Origin of the sequence: Ningiella ruwaisensis (genome assembly GCF_004798935.1) — a bacterium.
Taxonomy (GTDB): domain Bacteria; phylum Pseudomonadota; class Gammaproteobacteria; order Enterobacterales; family Alteromonadaceae; genus Glaciecola; species Glaciecola ruwaisensis.
Map to the genome: position 1 here is coordinate 73882 of NZ_RAHT01000004.1, position 12943 is coordinate 86824.

General features: G+C 42.9%; 10 protein-coding genes and 1 pseudogene. 5 read left to right on the forward strand and 6 right to left on the reverse strand.

The window, feature by feature from the left end; translation table 11 throughout:
• Positions 1-2: 2 nt before the first annotated feature.
• Positions 3-845, forward strand: a complete 843-nt coding sequence (gene nei, locus D6V41_RS09410) for an endonuclease VIII (RefSeq protein WP_136251264.1) — start codon at positions 3-5, stop codon at positions 843-845.
• A gap of 26 nt (positions 846-871) precedes the next feature.
• Here the strand turns inward: nei and D6V41_RS09415 are convergent, their stop codons facing one another.
• Positions 872-2041, reverse strand: coding sequence for a M14 family metallopeptidase (locus D6V41_RS09415; RefSeq protein WP_136251265.1), 1170 nt, complete (start codon positions 2039-2041; stop codon positions 872-874).
• A gap of 161 nt (positions 2042-2202) precedes the next feature.
• Between D6V41_RS09415 and D6V41_RS09420 the strand changes: the two genes are divergently transcribed.
• From D6V41_RS09420 to D6V41_RS09430, 3 genes are all read left to right on the forward strand, one after another.
• Positions 2203-4935, forward strand: a complete 2733-nt coding sequence (locus tag D6V41_RS09420) for a DUF2339 domain-containing protein (protein WP_136251266.1) — start codon at positions 2203-2205, stop codon at positions 4933-4935.
• Between the two features lie 120 nt (positions 4936-5055).
• Positions 5056-6273 (forward strand): BaiN/RdsA family NAD(P)/FAD-dependent oxidoreductase, encoded by a 1218-nt coding sequence (locus tag D6V41_RS09425; RefSeq protein WP_136251558.1) that lies wholly within the window; start codon positions 5056-5058, stop codon positions 6271-6273.
• Positions 6274-6451: 178 nt separating this feature from the next.
• Entirely contained in the window at positions 6452-7162 is a 711-nt protein-coding gene (locus D6V41_RS09430; protein WP_136251267.1) for a hypothetical protein, read from the forward strand.
• A 429-nt stretch (positions 7163-7591) separates the two neighbouring features.
• On the opposite strand, the pseudogene D6V41_RS09435 reads toward D6V41_RS09430, so the two are convergent.
• A pseudogene (locus tag D6V41_RS09435) lies at positions 7592-9022 on the reverse strand (IS1182 family transposase).
• Positions 9023-9278: 256 nt separating this feature from the next.
• A complete protein-coding gene (locus D6V41_RS09440; RefSeq protein WP_136251268.1) occupies positions 9279-9488 on the reverse strand; it encodes a hypothetical protein in 210 nt (69 codons plus the stop codon).
• Here D6V41_RS09440 and D6V41_RS09445 point away from each other — a divergent pair.
• Positions 9483-9821: a hypothetical protein gene (locus D6V41_RS09445; RefSeq protein ID WP_179952550.1), complete on the forward strand. Its 339-nt coding sequence runs from the start codon at positions 9483-9485 to the stop codon at positions 9819-9821. The genes D6V41_RS09440 and D6V41_RS09445 overlap by 6 nt on opposite strands.
• A 75-nt stretch (positions 9822-9896) precedes the next feature.
• Here D6V41_RS09445 and D6V41_RS09450 read toward each other — a convergent pair whose 3' ends face one another.
• From D6V41_RS09450 to D6V41_RS09460, 3 genes are read right to left on the reverse strand one after another with little or no spacing between them, the layout of a single operon-like run.
• Positions 9897-10877, reverse strand: a complete 981-nt coding sequence (locus tag D6V41_RS09450) for an AraC-like ligand-binding domain-containing protein (protein WP_168711001.1) — start codon at positions 10875-10877, stop codon at positions 9897-9899.
• Between the two features lie 24 nt (positions 10878-10901).
• Positions 10902-11903, reverse strand: a complete 1002-nt coding sequence (locus tag D6V41_RS09455; RefSeq protein WP_168711002.1) for a phenylacetaldoxime dehydratase family protein — start codon at positions 11901-11903, stop codon at positions 10902-10904.
• Positions 11896-12924, reverse strand: a complete 1029-nt coding sequence (locus D6V41_RS09460; protein WP_136251271.1) for a carbon-nitrogen hydrolase family protein — start codon at positions 12922-12924, stop codon at positions 11896-11898. The genes D6V41_RS09455 and D6V41_RS09460 overlap by 8 nt, the downstream gene beginning before the upstream one ends.
• Positions 12925-12943: the final 19 nt, after the last annotated feature.

A 12943-nucleotide genomic window follows, 5' to 3' on the forward strand; every position in this document is an offset into this window, starting at 1 on the left:
TAATGCCTGAGGGCCCTGAAATAAGGCGCGCTGCGGACAGCATCGCTAAAGTCATTGAAGGGAAGCTGATAGAGGATGTAATAGTCGGCCTTGATCGTTTAGCACCTTATGTCAGTCAGTTGAAAGGACAGAGAGTACGAGAGGTGGAGACGCGGGGCAAAGCCATGCTGATCCACTTTAACAACGGTTTAAGCGTCTACTCACATAACCAGCTCTATGGGGTTTGGAAAACAGCAAAGCGTGGCACCTTGCCCAAAACAAAACGCTCACTGAGATTAGCGCTTCATACTGAAACTGAAAGCGCGCTATTGTACAGCGCATCAGATATAGAAGTGCATCCCTTTGAAGCGCTTTGTGAGCATCCATTTTTAAAACGCATTGGCCCGGATATTCTGGATAAAAATGTACAATGGCAGGATATAAAACTTCGATTGCAAGATAGACGTTTCATTAATCGCACACTCAGTGCGCTTTATTTGGATCAACATTTTATTGCAGGGATCGGCAATTATTTGCGAAGCGAAATTTTATTTGCCGCCCGTGTTCACCCTGACCTTAAACCTAAGTTGTTAAATGACTCCCAACTGGATTTACTGGCAAAACAAACGCTCATAATCGGACAGCGAGCCTATAAAACGCGCGGCCATACTGTACCCGATGATATTCGCAGGCACTTGGCAAAGAATAAAACTAATTATGAAGGCGCTCGTTTTATGGTGTTTAATCGAGAGTCACAGCCTTGCAGAGAGTGTGTAAATCCTATTTTAAAAGCGCAGAGAAATGGCCGGCGAATTTATTGGTGTGAGAATTGTCAGTCTATAAATAGTGAACAAAGAAAGAAGTAAGTACTTACTGGGTAAGGTGCTAGGCGCTAAAGTTTTTTATAATTTGTAAAGCATTTATACAATTGTGTACCGCTTAACACCGACGCTGATGGAAAGTGCAAAATTGGGATCAAATCGCAGGGTGCTTTGAGCTCAAAGACGGCGTTTGTTGAGTCCAGTTCATCTATATTGAGCACTCTTGCCATTAAATCGCCTTTCTTTAATGGATGCCCGGGTTTTGCACAATACTCAACCATGCCGCCAAAATCGGTGAACAAGGTCTTATAATCGGCCAAAGAGACGCCAAATCGTTCAATCGCTTGTTTGTTTGTGTGCTCAAAATTATCATTTTCGGCGAATAATCCTCTCGCCTGCAAGTAGCTAAGAATGTTATCAGCATCTTTTTTACCTTCTGCAAAATCGATAACTTCCTGACTTCCCATCTCAACTGTAAACGCCTCCACCCCAAAATCTGCCGCAGAAAACCCTTTAGACTGTAGAGCATCACCCAAGGTCCACCAAGGGCAGAAGGTCGCCTCATCCAGCGCGCCGGCAAAAACGTTGGGAATAAATATATTATGAGCAAAGGAAAATAAATAAGCGGCTTCTTTGGCGTACTCAGGGATATAGATATGACGGGACGATACAGGTCCGTTGTGTAAATCCAGCACAATATCCGCATCAAAAGCCAACTGTTGAAGTTTAAGATTGAGCTGCTGTGCCAGCCCAAGTCCCCATTCTTGATTCAATTTTGCTTGGATTTTTTCTTTATACTGCGCACGAAACGCTTGCTTAATCATTTGAGGACTCTGACTTTCTTCTACGCTGTGAGCAAATTTCACGACCTCGTTTTCATCATAATAGTAGCCCCGGTTCCAGTTAGTACCATTAACTGGGTCAAATCTGCCAAGGGTATACTCGCCTGCTTTTATGTTAGTGCCAACAGGATTGCAATTTGGGACAAGTAGTACCTCCCCGCATATGGGTAACTTTAAAAGCGACTGTAGCAAATGATAAATCACGACATTCCCTTGTACTTCAGCTCCATGAATAGAGCTTTGTATATAGACTTTTAAGGCTTTCGAGCTATCGTTTGAGTGCCCTTTGAGTCGATATATAGGCACATTCAGGCTTCTTCCTGATGCGTTCTGAGCAACCGCTATGTGCGTTTTTTCAAGGGTCGGGAAATTTTGATGAGATAAATGATGCTCTGCCATGCCTGCTAGTTACCTGCGTTAGTGAATAGATAAGATATTACGGCCAAATTTGAAGCGGTAGAACTGAGGGTGATTTTTGTATTGTTGATGAACTGCGATGGACTTTCAAGAAAATATCTTGGATAGTATGAGCGCGTGATTAAGAATATTGGGAATATTGCATGGATGGCTTGGTTGTTTTTGGTGCGCTACTGATAATCGCAATGATTGCAGGCGCAATTTTAGGCTTTGTTAATTTAAGTCAAATTAGCGCGCTAAAGCGCCAAATCAGTCAGTTGAAAGAGGCAGTAGACCAACAAGCGCGAAATATCTCGGCTCTCAGGCAAGGTAGTGCCGATAGTCTGCATCGCGAACCGCCAGTTCAGCATAAACCAGTCCAGCGCGAACCAGTCCAGCCTGAACCAGTCCATCAACAAAAAAACACCGAAAATCCTAAAATAAAGCCAGAAAATATTCCGGCATCTAAGCAGGCAGATGAACGCTTTTCACTAGAGCGCTTCTTGATGGGGAATGGACTATTATGGCTTGGCGCTCTGGTGCTTGCATTAGGAGGTGTTTTTTTAGCAAAGTACAGCATTGAAGCTGGGCTGTTTCCTCCGGGTCTGCGCATTGGGCTAGGTGCTGTTTTCGGTTTGAGCCTAATCATTGTTGCTGAATATTTATATCGAAATCCTGAAAAATACCAAATTAATACGCCTGTAATAAGCGCAGCTCTTGCAAGCGGCGGCATTATTACGTGCTACGCAATGACGCTTGTTGCCTTTGATTATTATGCGTTTTTATCGCCAGGACTTGCATTTGCCATCCTTGCCAGTATCTCCTTAGCGGGTGCGGGCTTGTCAATCCGGCTGGGCCCGATCCTCGCGGGCATTGGTATTATTGGTGCCTACGCAGTGCCAGCGATTGTTTCTACGGGCTCAAACAATGTGCTTGCGTTGCTTTTGTATGTTGCGGCGGTTTCTTTCTCTAGTATTTGGATTTACCAGCAAGTACGGCGAATTTGGGTGTGGTACTTAAGCGCCTTTGGGCACTTTGTGTGGTATGCCGTGGCTATCTCTATATCCACTGATCTACCTTTCATCCTTGGTGATCTTAAAGCTTCGTCCACACCTTACTTAGTTTCAGAGTATGCAAACATTGGGATTCTGACGGTCTTTGGTCTTTTCTCAATTTATGTTTTTGCGTTGTTTGATCTACTGGGTTGGTCCTTAAAAGAATGTGTTAGACAGCCATTTACGACCAAAGAAATGTTGATACCGCGAAAAGAGCAACTTGGTGTACTTCTGCCTCTGCTTGGACTTGTAGTATACGCGACGCTATCAGGTTTTTCGCCAGAACTGCTTTATGCGTTTGCGGCATATAGCACACTTTTGCTCGTAATGCCTTTAAGGCATAGCGCATTAGATACCTGGCCGTTTTTGTCGCTTGCCCTTGCCATATTCGTATTTTTAAAAATGCCGGTCACCTTTGATTACAGTGATAATTTGTTCCCTTTCAGTGGCGGGTTTATTTTTATTCAGGCGCTTTCGTTAGTACTCATTGTTTATGCCCTGTTTATGCAAAAAAGCTTTAGCCAACGTCATGCGTATTCGCTTTTATTGGTGCTTGCGCCACTAAGCCTTTTTGCTATTGCCTATGCACTGTCAGCGCCAGAGGCTGCGGTATTTTTATATCCTGTTTTTGCCATTGAATTAGGAATAATTGCGACAGGCTTTGTGCTGATGGCTATGCGAAGCGCAACAGCCACCTCAGATACCGGGCAATCTCTCTCGCATAACAGTGAACTTGTCCACAAAGTCAGCTATTTATTGCTTGCCAATGGTGCCCTCGCGCTTATTTTAACGATGCTTTTATCCGCTAGCACCTTAACACTGGCTCTTGCCGCGCAAATTACCCTGATGGCATCACTGGGCGCGAAATATCGTTTACAATTGCCGCCGTGGCTATTTAAAATTGCTGTTATTGGCGTCATGGTGCGCTTAACGTTTGCACCATGGCTACCTGATTATGCGGGCGAGACCCTTTTTGGACTGCACTGGTCGATTGTTATCTATCCATTAAGCTTTATATTGCTTTTGTTTGCTCGTAAACATACTCGCTCCAATGCACACAATAAAAATTTGGCGGCATGGTTTGATGGCGCGCTATTGCATCTATTGGCACTTTTTGTCACTACTGAAAGCAGTTATTTATTGATAGGTGAATATCCTGACTTTGACAACTTGAGCTTTCAGCAAAGTGCATTGCTTGGAATGAATTATCTAATACTGGCAACGGTGTATTTTTGGCGGAGCCAATTAACTACACAAAAAGCGCTTTATCGTTTCTTCGCAGTTGGCTTAGTGCTTGGTGCTATTTATACCCACTTATTTTCGAGCCTTCTTAACAATCCGTTTATCTCAAACCAAGAAGTGGGAACAAACCCTATCGTCAATTGGTTACTAATATTGTGGTTTATTCCTGCGTTAGTCTTGCTTTTTAATGTCAAAATGCAGTTTTTTAACAAAGATACGTCTAAGCCTGCTTTGATTGTGGCGGGTCTTTTTTACGTAAGCTACCTAAATGCAGCCATTCGCTTGTTTTTTGAAGAGGGCACTTCATTGTATTTATATGCGGTGAGCCAAGCTGAACTATACACTTATTCAGTGATATATCTATTAATCGCTATTATATGTATTGTAATAGCGCAAAGTAAGCACTTACATCGACTCAATCAATTGGGTTTTGCCATATTAGCGCTTGTTATTTTAAAAGCATTTGTGATTGATATGGCAAATCTTGAGGGCTTGTATAGAGCGCTCTCGTTTATTGGCTTAGGTCTCTCCCTGGTTGGTATTGGCTGGTTATTTCAGCGTTTTAAACGCCTGGAAAAACCTTGTGAACCTGTAACCTGAGCCTCAATGTATTTTCACTTAAAGCATTGTTTATTATCGGCAGGTTTTAGCAGAAAAACGTGCGTAAAACACGTATCATTGCGTCATGAAAAGTGAAGATTCAAGAAGTAGAAAATGAGCGTGATTAAACGCGATGTCATCATCCTCGGAGCAGGTGCAGCCGGTCTGTTCTGCGCGGCCGAAGCGGGTAAGCGCGGAAAAAGTGTCGAAGTCATTGACCATGCAAAACGTCTGGGCGGCAAAATTCTCATGTCTGGCGGCGGCCGCTGCAATTTTACCAATATGTACGCCTCACCCGAACAGTTTCTGTCGCAAAATCCACATTTTTGCAAATCGGCACTTGCCAGATACACGCAGTGGGACTTTATCGCCTTGGTCGAAAAGTACGGGATAGCCTACCATGAGAAAACGCTCGGCCAGTTATTTTGTGATAATAGCGCAAAAGATATTGTTGATATGCTTTTGCAAGAGTGCAAAAAAGCAGGCGTAATTGTGACCAATCGTTGCGAAATCGCAGATGTCAGCTACCAACCTCGCATCGAAGATGCAGCAACAAATGAAAATGATAAAGGCTGGTATGTAATACAAACCGCAAAAGGCAGGTATGTTACGCCTTCCCTCGTTATCGCCACCGGTGGCTTAAGCATGCCCAAGCTAGGGGCAACACCTTTTGGTTATCGGATTGCCGAGCAGTTTAATATACCCATTGTTCCAACCCGTGCGGCCCTTGTACCGTTTACCCTGCACGAGCATGATAAAAATGTGCTTAGTGAATTAAGCGGTGTGTCAGTAGATGCGTCTGCATCTGTTGCCGACGCGAGTTTTAATGAGAGTATGCTGTTCACGCATCGTGGTTTGAGCGGGCCAGCAGTATTACAAATTTCAAGCTACTGGGAGCCCGGACAAAACGTTGCCTTTAATTTGTATCCAAACGGTGATTTATACCCCATTTTGGAGCATGAGCGCCAATCCTCGCCAGATCAGTTGCTTTCTAGCGCCTTAGCCAAATTGTATCCCAAACGATTTGTGCAAACCGCCATTGATTACTTAAAGATCCCAAACAAGGCCTTAAAGCAGTATCAGGGAAATCAGCTTACGCAATGTTTAAGTACATTTCAGCACTGGCAAATCAAGCCAAATGGTACTGAAGGCTATCGCACGGCAGAGGTCACCTTAGGCGGTGTGGATACTGACTATTTGTCATCAAAAACCATGGAAGCCAAGCATCAAAAAGGTTTGTATTTTATTGGTGAAGTGGTGGATGTAACAGGTTGGCTTGGCGGTTATAACTTTCAATGGGCGTGGTCAAGTGCCTGGGTGGCGGGGCAGGTGGTTTGATATTGGGAAATACAAATAAACATTGCCAAGTGAAAAAAAAGTATGCCAAGTTGCTTTTTAAAGTTTGCCAAGTGCTATGTTTTGGGTCATGAAAGCTCAATCAATAATTTTTAGAGCTGTACGCTTCCAGTTGTATAGAATCATGTTTTCGGATCAAATTTTGAAGGGGTATTGACGAGTGGCACCCATTAATAGTGATGAGTCTATTCATAGCTTCATTATTCGTAGGATGATTCTTTTTGGTGTACTGAATAAGCCTAGAGATCTTCAGGGCGTGGTTAGCCCTGGGGGAGTAGTTTATGGGCTTCCAACTTTGAACAACAAACAACGAGCATGTATAAGAGATATTGATATCTCCCAATTAGCTGAAATTATAGATACTAATGCACCATATTTAGGTGCAGATTCGAAAGTTAGAGTCCAACTTGCTAAGCTGGTTTTACATAATGAAAACGTCGAAAAGTCGAATCGTGATTCAGGAAATAGGACGCAACTTCGTTATTGCATTGAATGCGTAAAATTGCAATTGCGGTCTGTAGGATACTCGTACTTCAAAACAGATTGGCTTCATACCGCTGAGTGTTCTGTGCACAAAACTAGGTTGCACCATGTGTCACAGCTATGGCATAACTGTTGCGGGAAGCGAGCAAATTTTTTGGATAATTTAATGTCAGCTTTCACAGGCTATTGTGCTAAGTGTCACATTGATGGTCGGGGCTTTTCATCAGAAGTATTTATTGACGAAAGAAACAGAGCTCAGTATTTCTATTTAAGAAATGACAAACCCGCTTTTTCAGAAGAAAAAAACAGACTTTTACTTGAAAAAACAGCTGAGCTCGTTCGAAAGCATAAGTTAAGGCTTGCGCAAAATCGCAAATCCTTACGGTGACTGTGACCAACCAGCTTGTTTAAACAATGGCTATTTGCATTCTAGGGTTGAAAATCTAAATTTCTTTGCGATTTTCAGAAATGGCTAATTGATTGGATATATCGAATCTCTTTATCTTAAGTATGTGAAAGAATGCGCGCAATAAGGCACAAATGGGCAGGTCAGAAAGGCACCATTGAAGTTCTTCAAAGTGTGTAGATCATTTTCACCTAATACTCCTTGTGAATTTCCAAATCTGACAGGCAGGACCAGACACAGACTGCGTGAAAACAGCTCGACAAACTACTTTTTCTGCCGCCCGTAGTTTTTTTTAATTTAAAGCACCAGTTGGGATCGTATTTTTATCTGGACAAGCTTTATGATGTCCTTGAGGCCTATTTGGATGATGAATTTGGCTCTTGGGGTAATATTGACGAGTTAAAAGAGCGATTACGCCTTTAACGCTGCTATTAGGGTCGGTACACCGAGTATCGATATCATTCGCCTAAGGTTGTAAGCCAGCACATGCAAACTCATCTCTGTTTTGACGTTATCCATCCGCCGCATTATGAAGTGCGTCGAACCCATCCACATTTTTATGGTGCCAAAGGGATGCTCGACGGTTTGCTTTCGTGTTATCGCTGTTTCAGGTGCTGCATTTAATCTGGCCTGCATATCATCAATCATCTCTTCGTGTATCCAGCGCTGCATTTTCCTTGGCTCATAGGGTGCGGTTGTACACTGACTTCGAATAGAACAGTCTCAACATGCAATATGATCCACGTAGACTTTTAGCTGTATGCCCTTTTCCATTGAATCCGAGCGATAGGGTAATTCGTTGTTTGCAGGACAAATGTAGACGTCTTTTTCTTTGTCGTATTTGAACAGCGATTTATTGAAGATACCTTTAGCTTTCGAGCCTGAGGTATCTGTTTGTGGTACAAGGGCTTTAGCGCCGCTGTCTTGAAGCGCTTTGATATCCAAGTGACTAAAATACCCTTTGTCTGAAATGACAGTGATGTCTTTTTTATTCAGTGCTTGCTGAACTTGTTTAGCCACAAGTGTTAAGTATCTTCTATCAGTCGATTGTACGATGTCATGGCTCACTATCAGGTGATGCTAACTATCCACTGCGCTTTGTACGTTGTTGCAAACCTGCCTGTTCATATGGTGCAATTTCATCAATCGAGAGTCTGAGTCAGTCAGTGACATTTGCTTGTCTGGGTGGGCCTGAACCGTTTTCTACATTTCTTGTAATTCGGCTGAACGCTTCGTTAACCATTCAAGTTTGGGCGACGAGATTTTTTCGTCGGATGGGGGATGCTCTCTGTCTGTCGTGTCCAGATTGTCGAGATATTCTTGGATGCTTTTTTCGACGCGCGTGATGTGGAATTTCACTTTGCTCGGCGTGTAGTTCTTTGATTTATTGTTAACTGCTTTGAACTTACTGCCATCAATGGCAATCAGTGATTCGGAAAACATGTTCATCTGACGGCATAGTTCGACAAACTGTCGACACACATTTTTAATCGCTTTGCCGTTGTCTTTTCTAAAATCTGCGATGGTTTTAAAGTCTGGCGTCAAGCGCTCAAGTAACCACATTAACTCCACATTTCGATGCGACTCTTTTTCTAGCCTGCGTGATGACTGGATGCGATTCAGATAACCGTAAATGTAGAGCTTGAGCAACGTCGCAGGATGATAACCGGGTCGCCCCGTGCACTTGGCCTGAACACGTTCAAACCCCAGCTTATCCAAATCGGTTTCATTAACGAACACATCGATAACACAAACGGGATTATCTTCGGTGACGAAATCGTCCAATGCTTCAGGGAAAAGCGTTACTTGGTGTCGTCCTTGGCCTTGAATATGGTGAGACATAGCAACGCACTTGTTTATTTGTTCTACTATAAATTTTAGTTCACATCATAGCTGTTGAGGCTGTTCAACTAGACGGATTGATCATATGAAAAGGCTACTTAGACCAAAAGATGATCAAAACAGAGTTTTCACACAGTCTGGACAAACAACGGACCTTCATTTACTTAATCAGAGCAAGAGCTGTTGCGACACGCTTGAATAGTGCGATCGCAACATTAGGTTTTAAATTTCACACCTATCACCACTACAAAGGAATCTATGAGGCTATAGAGTGAGCGACATTCGCCACTCGTTTGCCAAGATAAAATGCGGTCGCTGCATCACCATCGGAAAGTGCTGAGTTTCCGTCCTTATCCACGGGCGAATAAGCCATTGCTCCTAAATAACTACCAAGTCGATTCAGGCCATCATCACTGTCTGTCGATTTTGATATACCTGTTAGCAAACCTAGATTAACCCAATGCATACCGTGTTGAGCGGCAAAGACGGAAATATCTACAAGTGTATTGAGTTTATCGCCGGACAGACCACCAGAGTTTGTAAACCCAGCAGCGATTTTATCTTGCTAGGTGGCCGCAATGAAGGACAAGGTGCTTCTCAAGGTGGCGGTTATCAGCAGCGACCTCAAGGACAGCAACCCAATCAAGGCGGGCAGCAAGGCGCGCCACAGGGCGGCTATCAAAGCGCACCGAATCCTAATGCGAACCAGCAACGTCCACAAAACAATCAACAAGCCGGTAACAAGCCACCACCAATGGCAGAGCCAGACTTTGATTTTGATGATGATATTCCGTTCTGAATCGTATAAAGATACAAATTAGTTAATGTAGATTTTTGTATATAACATCAATGAAGCCCTTTGTATATAAGGGCTTTATAGTTTGGGAATCCAAAAGTTCCTATAGTCATTTGGAGACATCTTATAGCACTTCTTAAACGAACGCGAAAAATGAGATGCGCTCACGAAACCCATAGAATAAGCCACCCACTCGATAGACTTTTGAAGATAAGTAGGATTTCGAAGGATCTCAGCGCTTTTCTTCAATCTTAGATTATAGATCAAGGTATTTAGTGAGGTTTCTTCGTCTTGAAATATTCGATATAGGTAGCGTTTAGAAATACCTTGTGACTCTGCAATAAAATTGCAGTTAAGCTCAGATGAGCAAAGGTTGTTATCAATAAAGTTCAGTATGCGCTGTCGTAAGCACTGTGACGTATCTATTTCGTTATTTAGTTGATTGGTAATTAGACTAGAACTGAAGGCTAACGCGAGCATATTGATAAGATTATTATAAAGTTCATCAGGCATTTGCTGAGTATGATTGATTTGCTTGATCATAGAACAAATGAAATCCCTCAACACCGAACCTATGCCCTGATTAGCTGATATTGACATAGCAGTGTAGTTGTGTGGGGAAGCAATGTATTGAGTCAGAACATCGTGCGGTATTTGTAATACCAGTTGATGAAAACGCTCTGAAAAACTTAACGTGTAAGGTTGTGTGCTGTCGTATAGTGCAAAAGAACCAGGCTGCAACACTGCCTCTTTTCCGCTTTGGCGCAGCACACACTGGGATGATACTTGGAGGCTTATTAAAAAATGTGCATCAATACTTTTGGCGATTTGGCTTTTTGAGCGTGTGACTACTTGAGCATCAGCAAGCACCTCTGATATACGCAACGCTTCATTGCCTACACCGCCATGAATTTCACCAAAGAAATTAGACTTACTTTGCGACTTACAGTCTAAATTGACGTATTCGCTACATATTGAATCGTGGTAATACTCAAACTTATCTTTTTCAGACAAAGTACTAGTGCTTTTTTGATAACCAACATTGATCAGCCCATCCAATTTTGATTCCTCCACTTCTGAAGTTTAACCATAGCGCATAAGGCCAGTTTCTGAGTGACAATTAATATATTCACACTCGCAACCAGCTTCTGCTAAAACGATAACCTCATGCCACAACTGAAGCGAAAGCTTTTCACCAAAGGTTTCAGCCATGCTTATAAATTTAGAGAATATGTCAATATGCGTAGGGTGGCTTTTTGCCCAAGTCTCAAAGGTGTATATATCAATTCCATAGCCTAGACCAAATGTCTCTTCGACCTCATTCCATTGCTCATCGCACGATGTCATAAATCGCATAACGTAGCAGGTACTCTCGATTGGGTTTTCACGCAGATAATTCATACCAGCTAGCAGGGCCGGTTGCAATTCATTTAAGTAGTAGTCTTTCTGCTCGCCTACACAATTACTCCAATTTTGTCCCGAACGAATAACACACATATTCCCAGGAGGATTGATCTGCACTCGCTTACCTTTGTTAGACACCTTTTTGCTCAGGAGCTCAGAAATAGTGACCTTACTTTTCAAATTATCGGAAGCCGAAATAGGTATGCGGTCTCTAGCGCTACCGGCATAACCATGATTTTGAATCGGGCCTTCTATATTCTCAGCGATCTTACTAACACCATGCGTTTTCTGTGAAGAGTGCAAAGTCTCAAAACGCTCATAAGGCATTTGGATAATTTCTCGCCATAAGCCAATGCCATGATCAACAATGGCGTCTTGCTGCCACCATAACGAATGATCTTGCCACCATTTTTGATACTCGCCCGCCTCCCAATACGCAATGAATACGAAATTGGTGAGTCCATGTTGATCAATGTATCTTGCCCGTTCTAGCAATTTAGGTGCATGCTGCGAGGTAAATGCATCCTGTGCCCACACGCTTAGCAGGCTATGGTCATTACCTTGAATGCCGAAATAGCCAGCAGTGAGTGAGCTATAGGCTTGCTGATCTGATACTTTCCATAGCGCTTTCCATGCAGGCGCTGGAGGCTCCCACCCTGTTGGCATATTTTGCTTATTCATCAATTGATTCTCTTTCTGCTGGCTTGTCATTAGACAAAACATTATTGAAATGAATATTCTCAGGCGTTGCGTCCATTTTAACAATCGGCCTCTTTGAGTCATTGTTCAGTAATAGCTGAGTGACATCGGGTCGAGAATAGTGTCCGACAGGATCTGCAAACGATTTAGCAATGCTTATTAAACCTAAGTCTAGATCAGCAAACAAGATACCCTCCTCTGTATGAGCCAATGGCTTGCATAAAGCACTGCCGTCTGGCCCGTAGATTTGCGCATATCCGCCACCTAAGCCTATTAAAGCAGCTTGTGCATCATTGGTAACGAGCATGTCATACCATTCTGGTGTTATTAGTCCGCACGGCGCTAATACAAAACATTGCCCCTCGACAGCATAAATCTGGGACGCTGCATTATTAACCTCCGGACCCAATGCATTAGCATTTCCCGGATAAATCGAGAAAGATGGCCATGCTGCAATATGAATCTGTTCATGCATACTATACAGCGCATATTTGCTAAGTGGCTGTAGATGCTCCCAACATGCTAACTGTCCAATGCGACCCAGCTCAGTATCACTGACAAGCAAATCGCTTCCATCGCCATCCCCAAAGATGGTGCGCTCCATGTGTGTTGGCTTTAACTTTCTTCTTGCGCTTATTAGTTGGCCAACATCATCAATTAAAAACTGCGAGATATACAAGGAGCCATGATCTCTTTCACTTGCACCAAAAGAGATGAAAATTTCATTATCTGCTGCTGCTTTCGCCAGTCTATAATATTCGTCGCTATCTCGAACCAGACAATTTTCATGATATTTCTGAAAGTATTGTACATTGTGAGCAACTGGCGCTAACCAGCACCACCAAGGATAACCAGGAAACCAACATTCGCCGAACGCGACTATGTTCGCCTTGTTTTTAGCGGCAGTCTGTATAATTTCGATTGCTTTGTCTATCGATGCATTCAAGTCCATAAACACTGGGGCGGCCTGCACAACAGCGGCTTTTATAACTTTATTTTTCATAATATTGCTCCCATCAAAG

Coding starts and splice junctions, on each gene's coding strand:
- D6V41_RS09420 (WP_136251266.1), top strand. CDS start 2,203: ATGGATGGCTTGGTTGTTTTTGGTGCGCTACTGATAATCGCAATGATT.
- D6V41_RS09440 (WP_136251268.1), bottom strand. CDS start 9,488: ATGCATTGGGTTAATCTAGGTTTGCTAACAGGTATATCAAAATCGACA.
- nei (WP_136251264.1), top strand. CDS start 3: ATGCCTGAGGGCCCTGAAATAAGGCGCGCTGCGGACAGCATCGCTAAA.
- D6V41_RS09445 (WP_179952550.1), top strand. CDS start 9,483: ATGCATACCGTGTTGAGCGGCAAAGACGGAAATATCTACAAGTGTATT.
- D6V41_RS09415 (WP_136251265.1), bottom strand. CDS start 2,041: ATGGCAGAGCATCATTTATCTCATCAAAATTTCCCGACCCTTGAAAAA.
- D6V41_RS09455 (WP_168711002.1), bottom strand. CDS start 11,903: ATGAATAAGCAAAATATGCCAACAGGGTGGGAGCCTCCAGCGCCTGCA.
- D6V41_RS09460 (WP_136251271.1), bottom strand. CDS start 12,924: ATGAAAAATAAAGTTATAAAAGCCGCTGTTGTGCAGGCCGCCCCAGTG.